Raw genomic sequence first — 20,006 nt, 5'->3', positions numbered from 1 at the left:
CCCAAGAACAGGATGATGCGCTAGCGGCCCGCGATCGCATACCGCTTGCGGAGCGACGCCACGCATTGCGACGCCGCCGAGCTGATTGCGAGGTAGACCACCGCGATGACCAGATACATCTCGACGAGACGGCCGTTGAGCTGCGCGAGCTTCGAGGCGGCGCCGAGCAGATCGGTGAGCGACAGGACATAGACCAGCGAGGTGTCCTGGAACAGGATGATGGTCTGGCTCAGGATGATCGGGCTCGCGACGCGGAGCACCTGCGGCAGGATCACGGAGCGATAGGTGTCGAAGGTGGACAGTGCGAGCGCCTGGCACGCCTCGAACTGTCCCTTGTTCACCGCCCGCAATCCGACGCGGATGATTTCCGAATAGTAGGCGGCCTCGAACAGGCCGAAGGTGATGAACGCCGTCCAGGTGGCGCCGATCGGGACCGGCCGCCCGTTTCCGCTGAGATGGCCAAGCACGATCGGCACCAGGAAGAAGAACCAGAACAGAACCAGGATCAGCGGGATCGAGCGCATCAGGGCGACATAGCCACGCACGAGCTTGCCGAGCACGGGCACTTCGAAGTGCTGCACCAGCGCCAAGCAGGTGCCGAGGACCAGGCCGACCACGAAGGCAACAGCGGTGAGTGCCAGCGAAAACAGCAGGCCCGACCAGAGGTAAGGCCACGCCTGAAGGACAATGGAGAAATCGAGGCTGTTCATTTCACAACCTCCATTGCATCGGGCAAGTCGCCGATCTGCTCGGTGGCGCGCGGCGTGGCCGGCTTGACTGCGTCCTCCCCGCGCCCCGTGCCCGGAATGCGGACGGCCCTGTCGATCAGCGCCATCCCCTGATAGGCGATGAGCGCCAGCGCGAGGTAGACAAGCGTCGCGGCGCCAAAGGCGGTGAAGGTCTGGAACGTCGCTTCGCTGATCTGGCGGGCCTGCGCCGTCAGCTCCATCAGTCCGATGGTGAGCGCGACCGAGGTGTTCTTGTAGATGCCCATGACCTCGCTGGTCAGGCTCGGGATGATCAGGCGCAGGGCCTGCGGAACGATGACGTGGCGATAGGTCAGATAGCCGCTGAGCCCGAGCGCGCTTGCCGCCTCGACCTGCCCTTTCGGCAGGGCCTCGATCCCGGCACGCACCTGTTCGGCGATCCGGGCGGCGGTGTAGAGACCGAGGCACACCAGCGCCGGAAAGAATGATCCCCAGGGCGGCGGAATCTGCTTGATGGCGTTTCCGAGCGCGACGGGAAGGATCTCCGGCAGGACGAAGTACCAGAGAAACATCTGCACCAGCACGGGGATGTTGCGGAAGATCTCCACATAGAGGCGCGCAAGCGCCGCGACGGCGCGGTTCTGCACGGTGCGGCCGATACCGACGATGACCCCGACCGCAAAAGCAATCCACCAGCCGAAGAACGCCAGCGCCAGGGTCCAGCCGAGGCCCGACACGAGCCAGTCGATATAGCGCTGGCCATCCGCCGTCTGTTCAAGAAGCACTGCAAACATGGCGAACCTCGGGGCTCGGTTTGCGGGACACTCTCCGCGATTAATCGACCGCGTCGCTGGGATGCGCGATCCGTTCCGTAAGCTCGACCGTCAGCGGGAACGCCAGGTTCTCATTCTTGGGCGGAATCGGCCTCGTGAACCATTTTGCGTAGGTCTTCTCGAACTGGCCGGACGCCATCTGCTTCGACAGAACGTCGTCGACGAGCGCCTTGAAGCCGGCATCGCCCTTCGTGAACATCAGGCCATAATAGATCTTGGCGTAGCCCTCGGGGAGAAATATCAGCGCATCCGGCTTGGGAGCCGCGGCCTTGAGGCCCGCGAGCAGGATGTCGTCTTCCATGAAAGCTGCCGCGCGGCCGGTGTTCAGCATCAGGAAGGATTCGGCGTGGTCCTTGGCCTGCACGATGTTGAAGCCGAGCTGCTCCTTCGCATTCACGCCTTGCGCGAAGCCGACGGCATTGGAGCCCTGGGTGACGACGACGGTCTTGCCCTTGAGATCGCCCGCCGTCTTCAGGCCGCTGTCCGCCTTGACCAGCCAGCGCGGCTGGCTGACGAAGGTGGCGACGGAAAACGAGACCTGCTCCTGCCGCTTCCTGTCGTTCGCCGTGCCGCCGCACTCGATGTCGACGGTGCCGCTCTGGATCAGCGGGATGCGGTTGGACGAGTTCACCGGAACGTAATTGACCTTGAGACTGGGCAGGCCGGTCTCCGCCTTGATGCGCTCGACGATGGCCGCGCAGAGATCGAGCGAGAAGCCGATCGGCTTCTGGTCGGGACCGAGATAGGAGAACGGTATCGAGGCCTCGCGGTGGCCGATGGTGATGGCGCCGTTCGATTTGATCCTGGCGAGTGTGGGACTGTCGGCCGCAGCCGAGGGTCCACTGATGGCGCCGAGCACCGCGAGGCCGGACAGAATGCTCAAGACACGCGCAGACTTCGTCATGTACATCTCCCCTGATGAGCGGCCTATGCGGCCCTCGATGATGGCTTCACGCCGCGCCGCTGGATGATCTCGATCAGGCGGTCGACGTCGGCAATCGTGTTGAACATCCCGAACGAGACGCGAATGCCGTCGCGCTCCGGCGACACGCGCACCCCGTTCTCCTCGAAATGGCCGAGCCATTCGGCGGCGGGCAGCGCGATGACGTAGATGTGCGGCGCGCGATGCTGCCGCGCGCGCGGGCCGACGAGGCGAACGTTGAGCGCGTCGAGCCGGGCGATGAGATGATCGCCGAGATCGAAGCAGTGGTTCTGGATGTTCTCAACGCCCAGCGCTTCGATCATGTCGAGCGAGGCACCGAGCGCATGGATCGCAGGAAGATTGAAATTGCCGAGTTCGAATCGGCGCGCGCTCGGGGCAGGCGCGAGTCTGTCGGGCCGGGCGATGAGATCGGCCGGGACGTCCGCAAGGCTCGCGGCCGCAAGATAACCGGGCTCGAGCTCGGTCCTCGACTTGTCCCAATAGAGCAGGCCCAGCCCTTGCGGCACGAGCAGTCCCTTGTGGCTACCCGAACCGATGAAGGTCGCGCGCATCGCCCTGGCGTCGATCGGCACGACGCCGATCGCCTGCATCACGTCGACGACGAAGTAGAGCCCCTTCTCCGCGCAGAGCGCGCCGATGCTTTCGACGTCGAAACGGTGACCGGCATGGAAGGTCACCTGCGACATCGAGATCGCCCGCGTGCTCGCATCGATGTAGGGACGAAGGCCGTCGGCGTCGACGACCTCCGTCATCGGCACGAACGCGACCGTGACGCCCTTGCGCTGCAGATTGAGGAATGCGTAGGCGTTGTTTGGGTGGTCGCCGTGGATCATCAGCACCTTGTCGCCGGCGCGCAGCGGCAGCGCGTTCGCGGCGATGTTCATGCTCTCCGAGGTGTTCTTGGTGAAGGCGATCTCGTCGGCCGATGCGCCGAGAAACCGCGCCAGCTTCTCGCGGGTCTGCTCGACGCGATCGAGCCAGACGCTCTTGGGGCCGGCAGTCTCGAGGCCTTCGCTGAGGAAACGGTCGATCGCTGCTTTGACGGGACGCGCTAGCGGCGTCTGGAAGCCGGAGTCGAGATAAGTGATCCGCTCGGCAGCCGGAAACTCCTTCCGCACAGCATCCACGTCGTAATGGCCTGACATCCCGATCTCCTGAGCACGTCCGCGACGGCTCGCACTGCACAAATCCTGTTCACCACATCGCAACGCCAACGATATGGGCAAAGGCGCGGGAAGGACTACAATAATTTTCATTATTCAGTAGTTTTTATTCCGAAAAATGATAATTTATATGAATGGAGAACGGCAAATGCAGGAGCCAAGTACCGACGGGCCACTGGACCGCGCCTTCGCGGTCATTGGCTATGTTGCCAGCCAGACCAGAGCAGCCTCGGTCGCGGAGATCGCCGGCGCGCTGTCCTTGCCGCTGCCGACCGCGCACCGGCTCATCGGAAATCTTGAGCAGCGCGGGCTGCTTCAGAAAGCCGTGGGAACGAAGCGCTACGTGGTCGGCAATCAACTGGTCACGCTGTCGGCCAAGGTGATCGGCGCAGCTTTCCGGACCGCGCGCCGGCATGCGGTGCTCCGGGCCGTTGCGGCTGAAATCGGCGAGCAATGCGAGATCGGCGTGGTGCGGGACAATGTCGTTGCCTACGTCGACAGCGTCCGCGTATCGCAACCGCAGGGACTCCAGTTCAATCCCGGAGAAGCAGCACCGCTCCACTGCACGTCGACCGGCAAGATCTACATGAGCCGCCTGCCGGAGCGGGCACGCGAGAAGCTGTGCCGCGCACTCGCACTCACCAAATACACCGAGACGACCATCATCGATGTCGAGAGCCTGATGAAGGTGCTCGACGAGACGCGCAAGCGCGGCTGGGCCAAAACCAATGAAGAATATGTGCGAGGCGTGGTCGGCTGCGCCGTTCCGATCCTGTCTCCGGATCGCGAGCTGATCGCGTGCCTGGGCGTTTCCGTTCCCGTGGCACGCGTGAGCTTCACCGAGTTGGATCGGTTCATAGCGCCGCTTCAGAAGGCCGCGGCGCTGCTCTCGGAGACGATCCTCGGGGATGACGAGGACAGCGCAAGCGACGCATCCTGATCGGTAACGCCCGGTCCAGTCCGGCTTCGTTCTCGATCAGCTCTTCGTGCTCGCCGTCTTGTCGAGCGCGGCCCGCAAGCCATTGGCGAGCTTGACGGCGTCGTCGTTGGCCCAGAAATGCATGAAGAACAGGCGCGGCTGTTCGTCCAACATGTGGCTGTGCAGCGCCGTCACGGCGATGCCGTGCGACCGCAACGCCTTGATGACCGGGTTCACCTCGTCGCCGGTCAACACGAAGTCGCCGGTGATGGCCGCCTTGCCCGCGCCGGTCGGCTGGAAGTTGATGGCGCTCGCAACGCCCATCGGTCCGACCGGGCTCAGCTGCATTCCCTGCTCCGTGACCGGATCGCGGCGCGGCACGTTGAACTGGTAGACGCCGCCATTGGCCTGTCCCTTGACCCCGATGATCTGGTCGAGCTGCGCGGTGTCGAGATCGACGGCCGGCGGCGGGGCCGTGGGAGCCGGCACCGAGAGCGGCGTCTTGCTTTCGGCGAGCGCCTCCTTGAGGGCGGTTGCGATCCTCACGGGATCGCCGTGTCCGGCCACATGCATGTAGAACGTCGCGGGGCTCGCGCCGAGCAGATGATTGTGCACGGCCGTGATCTCCAGCCCGCTCGCGATCATCTTCAGCATGACCGGGTTGATCTCGGACTCGAGCAGCACCAGATCGCCCATCGCCATGACACCGCCATGGGCCGGCTTGAACGCGACCCAGCCGCCGAGCGCCAACGCCGGCTTGATGGTCACGCCATCGAGCGTCACCGTGAGGTCGGTGCGCGGAAAGCCGTAGCGATGCACGTCGCCGGTGACGGCCGGCTTGCGGCCAAGCGTTTCATCGACCTTCTGCCAGTCGACGTCCTGCGCGCGGGCGGTCGCGATGAAGCAGGCGCCGATGGCCATCAGCGCCGGAATGAGGAAAGCCTGAAGGATTGTCCGTGTGCGCATGGTCATTCTCCTGTGTCCCCGCCCCAGGTGAAGTCCGTTTCGCAAGGTTACGCATCGACGAGGCCGGCGCGCCGCGCCGGGCCAATAAGCCGAAAATGATCTGTAGGATGATATCGGGTGTCGAATGACATGCTGCGTCCTTGGTGAAATCAGGACGCGATTCTTGGGCATGTCGCCTCACGGGGAGATCGCACATCCCCGACGGGCCGAGTAGAGGACCGGGTGGCCGAGCTGTCAACTCACCCCTCCCCCCGAGCGTCCTCACAAAGAATTTTGCGCCCGTTTGGAACTGCCAACCACTCTTGAAATCTGAAGTCCATCTCACGTAAGCTGGCTCCACGGGGACAATGCAGACTCCCCTTGAGACCCCGGTCCAAGCTCTGCGCAGCACGCAAATTCGTGGAGCTTGCGCATGGACACCGAACGTCACTCCTCCCCCCGCCAGACCGTAGCCATCCTCTCACGCGGCGACGCTGCCGTGCGCCGCGAGGCTACAGTGCAGAACAGTCGCTTCGTCCGCGTCTTCGAAGCGCTCGCCGCCGTCGGCATCGAAGCCGCGCCGGTGATCTACGACGAAAGCGTCGCGGGCGCCGTCCGCGATCAATTGCTCGCAGCCGACGGCGTGCTGGTCTGGGTCGATCCGATCCACCAGGGCAAGACGCGCGCCGGGCTCGACGCCCTGCTCCGCGATGTCGCGGCGCAAGGGCCATGGGTGAGCGCGCATCCGGACGTCATCCTGACGATGGGCGTCAAGGAGGTGCTGTACCGGACGCGTCATCTCGGCTGGGGTGCCGACACGCATCGCTACGACAGCGCGGCAAGCTTCCGCAGCCAGTTTCCGGCGCGTCTTCGGACCGACGGCCCGCGCGTGCTGAAGCAGAACCGCGGCAATGGCGGCCAGGGCGTCTGGAAGGTGGAGGCACTGCCCGACACGGACGGCATGGTGCGCGTGCTCCATGCGCAGCGCGGCAGTATCCCTGAGGACATGCCGCTCGACGCGCTCCTCGCACGATGCGAGCCGTATTTCGGCTGGGGCGGCTGCATCATCGACCAGGCGTTTCAGCCACGCCTGCCCGACGGCATGATCCGCTGCTACATGAGCGCCGCCAGGGTCGCGGGCTTCGGCCATCAGAAGATCAAGGCCTTGATCCCACCGCCGCCGGAGGGACCGGACTCGCCTGAAGCGCAGCCGGGCCCGCGGATCATGCACGGCCCTGACGCGCCGCAATTCCAGGCGCTGCGGCGAGCAATGGAGGACGAATGGACGCCGCAGATGATGGCGACGCTCGGCATCGATGAGCCGTCATTGCCGGTCATCTGGGACGCGGACTTCCTGTACGGGCCGAAAGATGCGGCCGGCGCCGACACCTACGTGCTGTGCGAGATCAATGCGAGCTCGTGCTTTGCGATCCCCGAGGAGGCACCGGCCGCGATCGCGCGGACGGTGAGGCAACGCATGCTCCGGACTGCAGGCGTGCATTCGGGCGCATAGCAAAGCAGCGGGCGAGCGCCCTCACCTCAGATCTTCGGGAGCTTCGCCCGCTCCACCACGCCGGTCCATTTGACGATCTCGGTTTCGATCAGCGCCTTCATCTCCGCCGGCGAGCTGCCGCGGACCTCGCCGCCGACGGCCGTCTCCAGGCGCTGCTTGATATCGGGATCCCTAAGCACCTCGAGCGTCGCGGCATTGAGGGCGGCCATGATCGCGGGCGGCGTGCCCTTCGGAGCCAGAAGCCCTGCCCAGGTGCGCACGTCGTAGCCCTTGATGCCGGCCTCCTGAACCGTGGGGACATCGGGCAACAACGCGGTGCGCGCCGGCGACGTCACCGCGAGGCCGCGGATCGCGCCGCTCTGGATTTGCGGGGCGAGCAGGACGGGGGTGCCGACGATGACCGGAACCTCGCCGCCGAGCAGCGCCGTGACGGACTGCGCATCGCCGCGATACGGCACGTGCACGATCTCGACGCCGGCCGCCGCGTTCAGCAGCTCTCCGGCGAGGTGATGCGTGCTGCCGAAGCCGACCGATCCGAAGCTGAGCGCGCCCGGCTTCTCCTTCGCGATCGTGATGAGATCGCCGAGCGATTTTGCGGGGTGATCGTTGCGCACAGCGATGACGAGCGCGTAATAGACCAGCGTCGAGATCATCTCGAAACTCTCGGCTGGCTGGTAGGCGAGGCTCTTGTAGGTCGCCGCGGAAATCGCATGCGCCCCGGTGACGAGCCCGAGCGTGTAGCCGTCGGGCGCAGCCTTTGCGATCGCATCCGCCGCGATGTTGCCGCCGGCGCCGGGCTTGGCCTCGACGATGATCGGCTGCCCGAGCTTCTTCGCGAGCCCGTCGGCGATGATGCGCGACAGCGTGTCCGCGGCACCGCCTGCGGCAAATCCGTGCAGCAGGCGGATCGGGCGCGACGGATAGGTGTCCGCCGCCGCAAGAGTGGTTGCAAGACAACCGCCCAGCAGAAAAATGGCCGCAGCAAGCCGCTTCATCCCTCGCATGGATGCTTCTCCCCTTGATTGTTATGTCTTTGGCCGCAGCGCGCGCGGCGATCTTCCGTTCGAACTCAAATCCGCTAGCGCGCGAACTCCGTGCATTCAGGCGAAGGCGCCATGCCCCAGACGTCGCGCGGCAGGCCGACCCAGATTTTTGGCCGCTGCGGACGATCGCGATGCCACGGCCGCGGCTCGAAATAGCCGAGCGCCTCGTCGGTCATGCGGTCGAGATCGCAAAACAGCTCGACCAGATGGCCGTCGGGATTGCGGTGGTAGATCGCCGTGTTGTGGCCGGGGCCGTGGCGCACCGGTCCCCACAGCACGGGCAGCTTGTGCCGCGCGAGATGATCGCAGGCCCGGTGCATGTGCTCGGGCCCCCGCAGCTCGAAGGCGAAGTGATGAAGACTGCGTTCGGGCGCGCGAGCGAAGTTGAGCGTGTGGTGCTCGAAGCCGCTGCGCATGAAGACGAAGCGGTCTTCGATCCAGTCGGAGACCCGCAGGCCCATCACATCAGCATAAAACTCCGAAGCGGCTTGCGGATCGGGCGTGCGCAGCGCGACATGGCCGAGCTTGGCGACCGCGAGGGCGCCGATCCGCTCCTGCGCGGGCGTCGGCGTCCAGCCCTGGATCAGCTCGAAGCGCGTGCCTTCGGGATCGCTGAAGGACAGCAGTTTGGAGACGCCAGGCAGGGAATCGCTGTGGAGCTCGGGCCGTAAGTCCGCCTGCTTCAGCGCGGCGCCCAGCGCCTCCAGCTGGACATCAGGAGATATCTCGAAGGCGATGCTCTTCAGCGCGGCGTCCCCTCGCTCGATCACGAGCGAGAGCTGCTCGGAATCACTAGCGAGGAACAGGCGGCCACCGTCGCGGGCGACGAGGCCGAGACCGATCACGCCGCGATAATAGTCGAGCAGCCGCTCCGGATCAGGCGAGGTGAAGGTCGCGTGCCGCAGCCGGGTGAAGCGTGCAATGGGTGCTTGTGTCATCGTGCGGTCCACCCTCTCATGGCGTCATGATGATCTTGCCGAGCGCGGAGCCCTGCTCCAGCAGCGTATGCGCCTTCCTGACCTCGTCGAGCTTCAGCACTGCCGAGATCGCCGGCTTGATCGCATTGCGGCTGAGCGCCTCGATCACGCTGCGCATCAGGGCGCGGCGGCCGTCGCGATCATGGTCATAGATGTGGAAGGAGAAGCAGCGCACGGCGGGACAGATGTCGAGATGGTTGCGCATCGCCGCCATCAAATTCTCTTCCGGCAATCCGGCGAAGGCGTTGTAGGACAGCAGCGTGCCCCATTTGCCGAGCGCGCCGAGATAGGCGGTGAATTCCGGCCCGCAGACGTGATCGAGCACGAGGCCGACGCCCTCGCCCCTGGTCAGCTCGCGCGTCCGTGCCACGACATCCTCGCTGCGGTAGAAGATGATGTGATCGGCGCCGTTCGCCTTCGCGAACGCGGCTTTCTCCTCGGTCGAGACCGTGCCGATCACGTTCATCCCCGCGAGCTTTGCCAGTTGCACCAGCGCGGTGCCGACGCCGCCGGCCGCGCCGAGCACCAGCGCGCTGCTAGGTGCGCGCGGATGGCGGCACTCGTGCAGCAGCGCGTAGGCCACCTGGTAGTTCGACAGGCACACGGCGGCTTGCAGATCGACATGATCGGGCAGCGCGTGAACGGCATCTGCGGGTGCGACCACATAGTCGGCGTAGCAGCCGCCGCGCTGGGACAGATCGCGCGCGCTCAGCAGCACCTTCTGGCCGACGGCAAAGCCCTCGACATCAGGCCCCAGCGCGGAAATGCGGCCGGCGACATCGCTGCCGGGATTGGCCGGCAGCGGCGGCATCCATTTGTAGACGCCGCGCCGGATCAGCGCGTCGGGCTGTCCGACCCCGAACGCCTCGGCCCGGATCTGCACCTGGCCTGCGCCCGGCACGGGCACCGGAAGCTCGACCACCTCAAGTGCATCCGGCCCACCCGGCTGACGCACCAGCACTGCCCTCATGTCTTCACGCTCCCCAGAACCATATTTTCGAAAATCATACCGTTTACGAAAATTATTGCAAGATGGTCGTTGCCGCGGCATCTTGAGCCATCGATTCATTGGCAGGCCCATGCCCGACAGCGCCATCCGCCCCCGCAAGGAATTCGGCAAGACCATTGCCGCCGACATCACCCATCGGCTGCGCGAGGAGATCATTGCCTGCGGCCTTGCGCCGGGCGAGCCGCTGCGCTTCGACGTGCTGCGCGAACGCTTCGGCGCGAGCTTTACGACCCTGCGCGAGGCGCTGACGGCGCTCGCCGCGGAAGGGCTGGTCGACGCCCAGGAGCAGCGCGGATTTCGCGTGGCGCCGGTCAGCCGCCAGGATCTGGTGGAGGTCACCGATGCAAGGGTGCTGATCGAGGTGGAATTGATCCGCCGCTCGATCGAGCGCGGCGACGATGACTGGGAAATCGCCGTGATCTCGACGCTGCACCGCCTGAAGCGGATCGAGCAGCGCGATCCCGAGCATCCCTTGCGCGATCCCGAATGGAAGATCGCCCATCGCCAGTTCCATCAGGCGCTGGTCTCCGCCTGCGGCTCGGCGACGCTGCTCGCCATTCGCGCCGAGCTGTTCGACCGCGCCGAGCGCTACCGGCACCTCTCCGCCAATTTCCGCCCGCGTCCGCGCGACAAGGCCGGCGAGCACCAGGCCATCATGCAGGCCGCGATCTCGCGTAATGCCGATCTGGCCGTGCAGCTGATCGAGGCGCATATCCGCTCGACCTCCGATAACGTCGCGACCTACGCGGGCCATCTGCTCGACACCGAATAGTGCAACCGCATTTTCGCACACGGCGGCCTTGCGCCCGGGCTGATTTTCGAAAATAATACACCTCATCGAAAATCGAAACCCTTGGGGCGAAACCATGAAGCTGCTGTCGTTCTTGGATGGAAACCGCGAAAGCTGGGGCGCCGTTGTCGAAAACGGCGTGGTGGATCTCGGCCGCGCCCTGCCCCAGTACCCGACCCTCGCCGACTTCCTCGGCAGCGACGACTATGCGCGCCGCGCGGCCATCGTTGCCGGGCACGAGCCCACGCTGGCGCTGAGCGACGTCAAATATCTGCCGGTGATCCCGCGGCCCGAGAAGATCGTCTGCGCCGTGCGCAACTATCTCGACCACCACAACGAAGCGGTGGCGTTCGGCATGAAGCGCGAGATCACGGAGTTTCCGCCGATCTTCCTGCGGGTCTGGCGCTCGCAGGTCGCGCACAACGCACCGGTGATCCGGCCGAAGGTCTCCGACAATTTCGACTGGGAGGGCGAGCTCGCCGTCGTCATCGGCAAGGGCGGTCGTCACATCAGCCAGGCCGATGCCTGGAATCACGTCGCCGGCTACTCGATCTACAACGACGTCAGCGTGCGCGACTGGCAGCGCCACGCGCAGCAGATCGCCTCCGGCAAGAACTTCGTCGGCACCGGTCCGTTCGGACCGTGGCTGGTCACGCCCGACGAGATCGGCGATCCCACCAAGCTGAAGCTGGAGACCCGCGTCAACGGCGCGACCGTGCAGTCCTCCGACACCTCGATGCTGATCTTCTCGATCCCGCGGCTGATCGAATATTGCTCGACCATCTTCGACCTCGTGCCCGGCGACGTCATCGCCACCGGCACGCCGGCCGGCGTCGGCTTCACCCGCAAGCCGCCGATCTTCCTCAAGCCCGGCGACGTGGTCGAGGTCGAGATCGAGAACATCGGCGTTCTCAGGAATCCCGTCGTGGACGAGGCGTAAGACCGCGCATGTCCCACGACATTCGCAAGACCGCGCTCAGCGTCGAGACCGTCTGGCACGAGCGCGGCCCGCGGCTGGAGAAGCCGCTGCTGGTCGGGACGGCCACCGCAGTCGTCCGCAATCCCTTCGCAGGTCGCTATGAACCTGACCTGATGCCGTTCCAGGCCTCCTTGCGTGAGCTCGGGCGCGAGCTCGCAACCGGGCTGATCGCGCAGCTCGGCGGCGCCGGGCGCATCGAGGCCTATGGCAAGGGCATCATCGTCGGCGAGGACGGCGAGCTCGAGCATGGCGCCGTCTGGCACGAGGCCGGCGGCCACGGCATGCGCGAGGTGCTGGGACAGCCCAAAGCGATCGTTCCGGCGGCGAAGACCATCGGCGGACCCGGCACGCGCCTGATGGTGCCGCTCGGCCACATCCACGCGGCCTATGTCCGCAGTCATTTCGGCACCGCGGAGATGACGCTGTGGGATTCGCCACGCCGTGACGAGATCGCCTTCGGCCTCGTGATGGCGACCGGCGGCCGTCCCCACGCGCGCATCGGCGGCCTCAAGGCGTCGGAGATCTCGGTGCACGACGGCCAGCGGTGACGCGACCTCAGAGGAAGCCGGTCGAAATCCAGGGTATCGCGGCAACCACGAGCGTGCCGATCAGCAAGGCCGCGATATAGCCGACGATCGGCTTGATACCCTCGTCGGGATTGATGCGGCTGATGGCGCAGGCCGCGTAGTAGCCGACGCCGAACGGCGGGGCGAACAGGCCTATGCCCATCGCGAGCACGACGACCATTGCGTAGTGTACTTCGTGCACGCCGACCTGGCGTGCGATCGGAAACAGCAACGGCCCGAACAGAACGATGGCCGGGATGCCTTCGAGCACGCTGCCTAGAATGACGAAGGCCACGATGGTTACGCCGAGGAAGACCGGTGTTCCGCCCGGCAGCGCGGTCATGAACTTCGCGAGTGAGGCCGAGAAACCCGATTGCGTGAGAGCCCACGCCATCCCGGTCGCAGCACCGATGATGAGCAGGATCGCGCCGGATAGTGACGCGGTCTCCACCAACATCGGATACAGCCGGCGCCAGGAGAATTGCCGGTAGATCAGGAGCCCCGTGAGGACCGAGTAGACGATGCCGATGGTCGACACCTCGGTCGCCGTCGCAACCCCTTCGACCACCGCGGCGCGGATGACGAAGGGCAGAGCCATCGCCGGAATCGCGATGACGAAGGCGCGGCCGATCTCGCGCCCCGTCGCGCGCTTCACATGCGAGAGGTCTTCGCCGCGATATCGCCACCAGACCACGGAGCAGAGCCCGATCGCCAGCACGATGCCGGGCAGCAGACCGCCGGTAAACAGCGCCGCGATCGATACGCCCGTCACCGAGCCGATCGTGATCAGCACGAGCGAGGGCGGTATGGTCTCGGTCTGAGCGCCGGTCGCCGCTAGCAGCGCGACGAGATCGCCGGGCTTGGCGCCGCGCTTGGTCATCTCCGGAAACAGCACGGGCGCCACTGCGGCCATATCGGCCGCCTTGGAGCCCGAGATTCCCGACACCAGGTACATCGCGCCGACCAGCACATAGTGCAGGCCGCCGCGTACGTGTCCGAGCAGGCTGGCGAGAAAGCCCACCATGGCTCGAGCCATGCCAGTCATTTCGATCAGCAGGCCGAGGAACACGAACAGAGGCACGGCCAGCAGGATCAGATGGCTCATGCCTTCGTCCATACGTCCGATGATGACGACATCGGGCGCGCTCGTCGTCAGGGCCAGATAGCCAACGGTAGCAAGACCAAAGGCAAAGGCGATCGGCACCGCCGCCAACACCATGGCGCCGACGATGACGACGAAGAAAATCAACAGGTTGAAATTACCGAGCGGTTTCAGCACCGGCGCCACCAGCACCAGCGTCGCGATGATCCCGGCAACGAGCGCAACCGCGGTGAGCAGATCCCTCAGGCCCGCGATCCGAACCAGTCGCAGCACCGCCGCGACCAGCATCAAGCCGATGCCGACGGGTAACGCCGCTGCCCGCCAGCTGTTGACGATCTCGAGCGCGGGCGTCGTGACGAACACCTCGTCGGCCGCGAACTCGTAAGCCGGGTGGATCACCAGCAGGAGGAACGCCAACGATGCTGCGGCGGCGACGACGTCCAGGAATGCGCGCGCATTGGGGCGAAGCATGCCGATGATGGCCGTCATCCGCATGTGCTCCCCGCGCTGGAACGCGATCACCGATCCCAGCATGGCGAGCCACAGGAACAGAATGCCGGCCAGCTCGTCAGCCCAGATGATCGGAGCGTGAAAAACGTACCTGCCGACGATGCCGGCCGACAACACGACGATCTCGGCCAGCACCAGCAGTGCCGCCGGGATCGCAACCACATGACCAAGCGCCCTGTTGGCCCTGGCGGCCCACAGACGCACACCGGATTGAGACGCCGCGACTGCGGCGCCCTGATCGACCTCAGGCATATGGTTGATCGCGGTCATGACAGCTTGCCCGCCGCTTTCTCGAGCTGCGCCCAGGCCTCATCGCCGAACTTGGTCTTCCAGTCGGCATAGAAGCTGGTCTTCGCCAGCGCCTGGCGGAACGCGCCGCGGTCGACGTCGATGAACTGCATGCCCTTGGCGGTCAGATCGGCGCGCAGCGATTCGCTGAGCTTGGCGACGTCGGCGCGCTCGTCCTTGGCCGAACGATCGAGCTCGCGCGTCACGATCTCCTGCACGTCCTTGGGCAGCTTCTCGAAGGCGCGCTTGTTGCCGAGGATCCAGTAATTGTCCCACACATGCCCGGTCAGGGAGCAGGTCTTCTGCACCTCATAGAGCCGGGCCGTGGCGATGATCGGCAGCGGGTTCTCCTGCCCGTCAACGACCTTGGTTTGCAGGGCGGAGTAAACCTCGTTGAAATTGATCGGTGCCGGTCCCGCCCCGAGCGCCTGAAACAGCGACGTCAGATTGGGTGCGGCCGGCACGCGCAGCTTGAAGTTCTTCAGATCCTCAGGCGCCCTGATCTCACGGCCAGACGAGGTGACATGGCGGAAGCCGTTGTCCCAGGGGCTCGACACCGCCATGATCGGTGTCCTGGCGATCTGTGCGCGGATATAGGCGCCGAGTTCGCCATCCATCGCCTTCCAGACCGCGTCATAGCTGGTGAAGAGAAAGCCAAGGTTGACGATGCCCGCCGCCGGGACCAGCGTCGCGAGGATCAGCGACGACAGGTTGAAGAACTCGACGCCGCCGTTGCGGACCTGCGTCAGCAGGTCGGTATCGGAGCCGAGCTGGTTGGCCGGAAACAGATTGATCTCCAGCCGGCCGTTCGTCGCCTCGCGAATGCGGTCGACAGCTTCCTTGGCACGGACGTTGACGGGATGCGTCGGGTCCTGGCCGGTCGCGAGCTTGTAGGTGAACTCCGCGGCCGAGGCCGGGCGGGTGAGAATGGCACATAGCGGCACGGCCGCACCGGCCATGAGCAGCTTGCGGCGGCTGAGGGTGATTGGTTTCCGCGTTGGCATCGATTCCTCCCGTTGAGCATGGATTGATCAGCAGCGGCGGCTTTCGCCACCGGGTGTTGCTGCTGGCCGGCTCTCGATGCGCCAGCATTGGACAGCAGCTCTCGTTCTCCGCGGCGTTGCCGCGAAGCAGGTCGGCTTGAACGGACGTGAAGGGTTGGCTGCGTGCGCGGCTAGCGCAGCCACTCCTTGATCTGCCGCTTCACTTCTGCGGTCGAGATGCCGTAGCGGTCGTGCAGCGTCGGCAGCGCGCCGGCGGCAAGAAATTCGTCCGGAAGCGCGATCTGCCGGAAGGCCGGATGGACGCCCGAGCGCATCAGCAGCGCCGCGACGGCTTCGCCGAGGCCGCCGATCACGGTGTGGTTCTCGGCGACGACGACCAGGCGGCCGGGCTTAGCGGCTTCGCGCAGGATCGCCTCGGTATCGAGCGGCTTGATCGTCGGAGCGTGCAGGACGCCTACGCTGACGCGGTCGTCCGACAGGGCCTGGGCCGCCTCCAGCGCACGCATTGTCATGATGCCCGAGGAGATGATCAGGACGTCGGCGCCGTCGCGCAGAAGCGCGGCCTTGCCGAGCTCGAAACGGTAGTTGTACTCGTCGAGCACCAGCGGCACCTGGCCGCGCAACAGCCGCATATAGACCGGCCCGCGATGCGCGGCGATGGCCGGCACAATCTGCTCGATCTCATGCGCATCGCAGGGGTCGATCACCGTCATATTGGGCATTGCGCGAAACAGCGCGAGGTCCTCGGCGGCCTGGTGGCTCGGTCCGTAGCCCGAGGTCAGGCCCGGCAGCGCGCAGGCGATCTTCACGTTGCGGTCTTCCTCCGCAATGGTCTGGTGAATGAAATCGTAGGCCCGGCGCGAGGCAAACACCGCATAGGTCGTCGCGAACGGCATGAAGCCTTCAGCCGCCAGACCCGAGGCTGCGCCGAACAGGAGCTGTTCGGCCATGCCCATCTGGTAGTAGCGATCGGGAAAGGCATGCGCGAAGATGTGCAGGTCGGTGTACTTGCCGAGATCGGCAGTCATGCCGACCACGTCCTCGCGGCTGCGCGCGAGCTCGACGAGCGCATGGCCGAAGGGGGCTGGCTTGGTGCGCTGACCTTCCGCCGCGATCGAGGCGATCATGGCCGACGTGGTCAGCCGCGGCTTTCCGGGCGGTGTCGATCCGGCGGACTTCATGACTGGTCTCCCGCGTTCAGTGCAGACAGTGCGAGCTGCCATTCATGCGGCTCGACGCGAATGAAATGATTCTTCTCACGCTGCTCCAGGAACGGAACGCCCTTGCCCATCAAGGTGTCGGCAACGATCATGCGGGGTTTCGGCTCGGCATGCGACATCGCTGCATCGAAAGCCCCTACCACCGCATCGAGATCGTTGCCGTCGACGCGCTGCACGAACCAGCCGAAGGCCTCGAGCTTGTCGACGAGCGGCTCGAAGCCGAGCATCTGCTTCGAGGGACCGTCAGCCTGCTGATTGTTGACGTCGACGATTGCGATCAGATTGTCGAGCTTGTGATGGGCGGCCGACATGATGGCTTCCCATTTGGAGCCCTCGTCCAGCTCGCCGTCCGAGAACAGCGTGAAGATGCGCGCCGCCGATTTCTTTCGCTTCAGCCCGAGCGCCATACCGACGGCGATACCGAGGCCAAGGCCCAGCGAGCCGCCGGACATCTCCATGCCCGGCGTATAGGACGCCATGCCCGACATCGGCAGGCGACTCTCGTCGAAGCCGTAGGTCTGTAGTTCAGCCTCGGGAACGATCCCGGCCTCGATCAGGGCCGCATAGAGTGCAATGGCATAGTGTCCGTTCGACAGCAGGAAGCGATCGCGGCCTTCCCAGGCTGGATCTTCGGCGCGAAAACGCATCGCGTGAAAGTAAGCCACCGCCAGCACATCGGCGATGTCGAGCGCCTGCGCGATGTAGCCCTGGCCCTGGACTTCGCCCATCAGCAAGGCATTGCGGCGGATGCTGCGGGCGCGCTGGGCAAGCGTCGGCGCGTTTGCGAGTGTCGGTGTTGCCATGATGGTTTCTCCCCTCCTCCGCTCAGTGGATCAGCATGCCGCCGTTCACGTCGATCACCGCGCCGGTCACGTAGGCCGAGAGGTCGGAGGCGAGGAAAGTGTAGATGCCGGCGACGTCAGCAGCCTCGCCGAGCCGGCCGAGCGGAATTCCCTCCAAAATCTTCGTCCGCATTTCGTCGGTGAGCTTGCCGGCGGTGATGTCGGTGCCGATCAGGCCCGGCGTCACGCAGTTGACGCGGATGCCGTCGGGGCCGAACTCGCGCGCCATCGCCTTGGCAAGCCCGAGCACGCCGGCCTTGGCCGCCGAATAGTGCGGTCCCCCGAAAATACCGCCGCCGCGCTGGGCGGAGACCGACGACATGCACGCGATCGATCCGCTCTTGCGCTTCTGCATGTGCGGGATCACGGCCTGAGACAGGAACAGGATGCCCTTGAGGTTGACGTCCTGGATGCGGTCCCAATCCTCGGGCTTGATGTCGAGGAGCTTCACGGGCTGGGTCACGCCCGCGTTGTTGATGAGGATGTCGATCTGGCCGAATTTTGCGATGACCGCCTCGACGGCCTTGATGCAGGCATGCTTGTCGGCCACATTGCAGGCGAGGCCGAGATGCGGCTCGCCTGCGGATTCAAGGCTGCGCGCGGCGGCTTCCGCCGCAGGGCCGTCGATGTCGAGAATCGCGACCCGGGCCCCTTCGGCCGCAAAGCGGCGGGCGGTTGCAAGTCCAATACCCCGCGGAGAGGCGGCTCCTGTAACGATTGCAGTCTTGCCGCGTAGCAGCATTCGCTCCTCCCTGAATGGCTGTTGCCGGGCCCGAAGGCGCCGCTGTTCTTGGCGCGGTTAATAATGCCGCCGCCCGCTTTCCCACAAACGCGCTGTTGTCTTGCATGGGTGAATTTGGTTCACTTGTCCGATGTTGCTGTCCAGTATTCCGATATCGTCCATCCGCGCCTTCGAGGCGGCCGCACGTACCGGCTCGTTCCGGGACGCGGCGAACGAGCTTCATCTCACCCCGAGCGCGGTGAGCCACGCCATTCGCAAGCTCGAAAGCGCGATGAGCACCACGTTGTTCGAGCGCAGCGCCCGGGCGGTCCGGCTGACACCGGCGGGCGAGAACCTGATGCGTCATGCGGGTGCCGCGTTCGACAATCTGCGCCGGGGTATCGAAGAGGTCGCGGGCCGCGGCCCGCAATTGTTGAGGGTGCACTGCGCGCCGAGCTTTGCCGCCCAATGGCTTGCCCCGCGCCTCGCCCGCTTCATGGCCGCAGAGCCGAAGCTCGAGGTACGGCTTGCCGCCAACACCGAATATGCGCGGTTCAGCAACGACGACTTCGACATCGACATCGTATACGGCCAGCCGAGGGCAGACGGCGTCGAGGTCGTTTCGCTGGGTGAAGAAACCGTGACGCCGCTCTGCACCCCCGAACTCGCGAAAAAAATCCGCAAACCGAAGGACCTGCTCGATCAGGTGTTGATCCGCTCGGACGTGAAGCAGGTGCAGTGGCACCAATGGTTCACCGCAAACGGGCTCGAAGCGCCGGCCATTCACGGCATGCGCTTCGATCGCAGCTTCCTGGCGATCGCGATGGCTTCGAGCGGCCTCGGCGTGACGCTGGAATCAACGCGGCTTGCCGAACGCGAGATCGCGACGAAGCGGTTGGTTGCGCCCCTTGCCGGACGCTCGGTCGACATCCGTTATGTCGGCCATCATCTCGTTTTTCCACGCGCAAGCCGGCAGCGTCGGCCGATCCGCGTTTTTGCCGAGTGGATCACGCGTGAGCTTGCGGCGGGCGGTTCAGCTTGATCCGGTCCGGTCGCCTCGACGAACGGTTGACTCTGGTTTCAACACCTGGTGCGTCCCGCAGCGGCAGTGCTCGTAGTCGGCGGGATCGTGGCTGTTGACGATCCTCACGCGGTCGCCGTGGTTCAGCTTCAGCGCGCGTAGCCGCTCCTGGTTGGCGATCCGCATGCTGCGGTCCATGTCGCCGCGGCGCTGGAAGTAGCCGAGCATCAGGGGCACGCGCGGCGAGGCGTCGAGCTGGCCGTGGTGGAAGTAGCTGTCGCCGGCATGCAGCAGCCATTTCTCGCCTGAGCGCACCGCGATGCCGCAATGGCCGAGCGTGTGGCCGGCGAGCGGGATCATCAGCACGTCCGCTTCCTTGTCGCCGAGCGCGCGCACGCCCTTGAAGCCAAACCAGTCCTCGCCCTCCTCGCCATAGAAGGCCCAGCGCGGTCCATGGCTCCACTGCCCGGTGACGTAGCGTCCTTCCGGCGGCGCCGGCTTGCGCAGCACCGCCATGTCGTGTTCGGCGCGATGGACGTGGATCGCGGCATGCGGAAAATCGGGCACGCCGCCGGCGTGATCGCGGTCGAGATGCGTCAGCAGCACGTGGCGTACGTCCTTGGGTGAATAGCCGAGCGCCTTGACCTGCTGCACCGCCGTCTCGGCCGGATCGAGCCTTGGCGCGGTCTGCCGCAGCCATCGCCGCCCCAGCCGGCCGGGCGCTGCGATATCGCCGAGGCCGATGCCGGTGTCGACCAGCGCGAGCCCGTCATTGGTCTCGACAAGCAGGCAATGACAGACCAGGCGGGCGCGCTGGAACAGGCTGCCGGTGCCGTTCACCAGGCGGCGGCCGACCGGGCACATCGTGCCGGTGTTGAGATGGTGGATTTTCATGGATGACCCTCGCCTGT

General features: G+C 65.5%; 20 protein-coding genes. 6 read left to right on the top strand and 14 right to left on the bottom strand.

Annotation, left to right across the window (positions count from 1 at the left end; translation table 11 throughout):
• Positions 1–20: 20 nt before the first annotated feature.
• From IQ16_RS05950 to IQ16_RS05935, 4 genes are read right to left on the bottom strand one after another with little or no spacing between them, the layout of a single operon-like run.
• Positions 21–710: an amino acid ABC transporter permease gene (locus IQ16_RS05950; protein WP_018647832.1), complete on the bottom strand. Its 690-nt coding sequence runs from the start codon at positions 708–710 to the stop codon at positions 21–23.
• On the bottom strand, positions 707–1,501 hold the full coding sequence (locus IQ16_RS05945; RefSeq protein WP_018647833.1) for an amino acid ABC transporter permease: 795 nt from the start codon (positions 1,499–1,501) through the stop codon (positions 707–709). The genes IQ16_RS05950 and IQ16_RS05945 overlap by 4 nt, the downstream gene beginning before the upstream one ends.
• A gap of 40 nt (positions 1,502–1,541) precedes the next feature.
• The gene (locus IQ16_RS05940; RefSeq protein ID WP_018647834.1) at positions 1,542–2,450 is read right to left on the bottom strand and encodes an amino acid ABC transporter substrate-binding protein; all 909 of its coding nucleotides are present in this window, start codon (positions 2,448–2,450) and stop codon (positions 1,542–1,544) included.
• 17 nt (positions 2,451–2,467) lie between these two features.
• Positions 2,468–3,628, bottom strand: coding sequence for an aminotransferase class V-fold PLP-dependent enzyme (locus IQ16_RS05935; protein ID WP_026312788.1), 1,161 nt, complete (start codon positions 3,626–3,628; stop codon positions 2,468–2,470).
• A gap of 166 nt (positions 3,629–3,794) precedes the next feature.
• Between IQ16_RS05935 and IQ16_RS05930 the strand changes: the two genes are divergently transcribed.
• Entirely contained in the window at positions 3,795–4,586 is a 792-nt protein-coding gene (locus IQ16_RS05930) for an IclR family transcriptional regulator (RefSeq protein WP_018647836.1), read from the top strand.
• A gap of 36 nt (positions 4,587–4,622) precedes the next feature.
• Here the strand turns inward: IQ16_RS05930 and IQ16_RS05925 are convergent, their stop codons facing one another.
• Entirely contained in the window at positions 4,623–5,537 is a 915-nt protein-coding gene (locus IQ16_RS05925; RefSeq protein ID WP_020608133.1) for a DUF1259 domain-containing protein, read from the bottom strand.
• A 406-nt stretch (positions 5,538–5,943) separates the two neighbouring features.
• Here IQ16_RS05925 and IQ16_RS05920 point away from each other — a divergent pair, with 406 nt between their 5' ends.
• Entirely contained in the window at positions 5,944–7,023 is a 1,080-nt protein-coding gene (locus IQ16_RS05920; protein ID WP_018647838.1) for a Cj0069 family protein, read from the top strand.
• A gap of 26 nt (positions 7,024–7,049) precedes the next feature.
• Here the strand turns inward: IQ16_RS05920 and IQ16_RS05915 are convergent, their stop codons facing one another.
• The 3 genes from IQ16_RS05915 to IQ16_RS05905 form a co-directional block, all read right to left on the bottom strand.
• Positions 7,050–8,027 (bottom strand): tripartite tricarboxylate transporter substrate binding protein, encoded by a 978-nt coding sequence (locus IQ16_RS05915; protein WP_018647839.1) that lies wholly within the window; start codon positions 8,025–8,027, stop codon positions 7,050–7,052.
• Between the two features lie 74 nt (positions 8,028–8,101).
• A complete protein-coding gene (locus tag IQ16_RS05910; RefSeq protein WP_020608134.1) occupies positions 8,102–9,004 on the bottom strand; it encodes a VOC family protein in 903 nt (300 codons plus the stop codon).
• 16 nt (positions 9,005–9,020) lie between these two features.
• Positions 9,021–10,013, bottom strand: a complete 993-nt coding sequence (locus tag IQ16_RS05905; protein WP_018647841.1) for a zinc-dependent alcohol dehydrogenase family protein — start codon at positions 10,011–10,013, stop codon at positions 9,021–9,023.
• A 109-nt stretch (positions 10,014–10,122) separates the two neighbouring features.
• Between IQ16_RS05905 and IQ16_RS05900 the strand changes: the two genes are divergently transcribed.
• The 3 genes from IQ16_RS05900 to IQ16_RS05890 all read left to right on the top strand — a co-directional run bounded on the left by IQ16_RS05900 (position 10,123) and on the right by IQ16_RS05890 (position 12,369).
• Positions 10,123–10,824 carry an FCD domain-containing protein gene (locus IQ16_RS05900; protein ID WP_018647842.1) on the top strand — a complete coding sequence of 234 codons (702 nt, stop codon included), beginning with the start codon at positions 10,123–10,125 and terminating at the stop codon, positions 10,822–10,824.
• 94 nt (positions 10,825–10,918) lie between these two features.
• Positions 10,919–11,782 carry a fumarylacetoacetate hydrolase family protein gene (locus IQ16_RS05895; protein WP_018647843.1) on the top strand — a complete coding sequence of 288 codons (864 nt, stop codon included), beginning with the start codon at positions 10,919–10,921 and terminating at the stop codon, positions 11,780–11,782.
• Positions 11,783–11,790: 8 nt separating this feature from the next.
• Positions 11,791–12,369: an amino acid synthesis family protein gene (locus IQ16_RS05890; protein WP_018647844.1), complete on the top strand. Its 579-nt coding sequence runs from the start codon at positions 11,791–11,793 to the stop codon at positions 12,367–12,369.
• A gap of 7 nt (positions 12,370–12,376) precedes the next feature.
• Here the strand turns inward: IQ16_RS05890 and IQ16_RS05885 are convergent, their stop codons facing one another.
• The 5 genes from IQ16_RS05885 to IQ16_RS05865 form a co-directional block, all read right to left on the bottom strand.
• The gene (locus IQ16_RS05885; protein ID WP_018647845.1) at positions 12,377–14,269 is read right to left on the bottom strand and encodes a TRAP transporter large permease; all 1,893 of its coding nucleotides are present in this window, start codon (positions 14,267–14,269) and stop codon (positions 12,377–12,379) included.
• Entirely contained in the window at positions 14,266–15,291 is a 1,026-nt protein-coding gene (locus IQ16_RS05880; protein ID WP_018647846.1) for a TRAP transporter substrate-binding protein, read from the bottom strand. Before IQ16_RS05880 ends, IQ16_RS05885 begins: the two co-directional genes overlap by 4 nt.
• Before the next feature lie 170 nt (positions 15,292–15,461).
• Positions 15,462–16,472, bottom strand: a complete 1,011-nt coding sequence (locus IQ16_RS05875; protein ID WP_018647847.1) for a transketolase family protein — start codon at positions 16,470–16,472, stop codon at positions 15,462–15,464.
• Positions 16,469–17,314 carry a transketolase gene (locus IQ16_RS05870; RefSeq protein WP_018647848.1) on the bottom strand — a complete coding sequence of 282 codons (846 nt, stop codon included), beginning with the start codon at positions 17,312–17,314 and terminating at the stop codon, positions 16,469–16,471. Before IQ16_RS05870 ends, IQ16_RS05875 begins: the two co-directional genes overlap by 4 nt.
• 22 nt (positions 17,315–17,336) lie before the next feature.
• A complete protein-coding gene (locus IQ16_RS05865; RefSeq protein ID WP_018647849.1) occupies positions 17,337–18,095 on the bottom strand; it encodes an SDR family NAD(P)-dependent oxidoreductase in 759 nt (252 codons plus the stop codon).
• A 133-nt stretch (positions 18,096–18,228) separates the two neighbouring features.
• On the opposite strand from IQ16_RS05865, the gene IQ16_RS05860 reads away from it, so the two are divergent.
• On the top strand, positions 18,229–19,116 hold the full coding sequence (locus IQ16_RS05860) for a LysR substrate-binding domain-containing protein (RefSeq protein ID WP_026312789.1): 888 nt from the start codon (positions 18,229–18,231) through the stop codon (positions 19,114–19,116).
• Here IQ16_RS05860 and IQ16_RS05855 read toward each other — a convergent pair.
• Entirely contained in the window at positions 19,108–19,989 is an 882-nt protein-coding gene (locus tag IQ16_RS05855) for an MBL fold metallo-hydrolase (protein WP_018647851.1), read from the bottom strand. The genes IQ16_RS05860 and IQ16_RS05855 overlap by 9 nt on opposite strands.
• Positions 19,990–20,006: the final 17 nt, after the last annotated feature.

It is taken from the genome of Bradyrhizobium huanghuaihaiense (assembly GCF_007830635.1).
Lineage (GTDB): Bacteria > Pseudomonadota > Alphaproteobacteria > Rhizobiales > Xanthobacteraceae > Bradyrhizobium > Bradyrhizobium huanghuaihaiense.
Note: the sequence above shows the minus strand (reverse complement) of the source record. Positions and strands in the feature narration are given on the sequence as shown.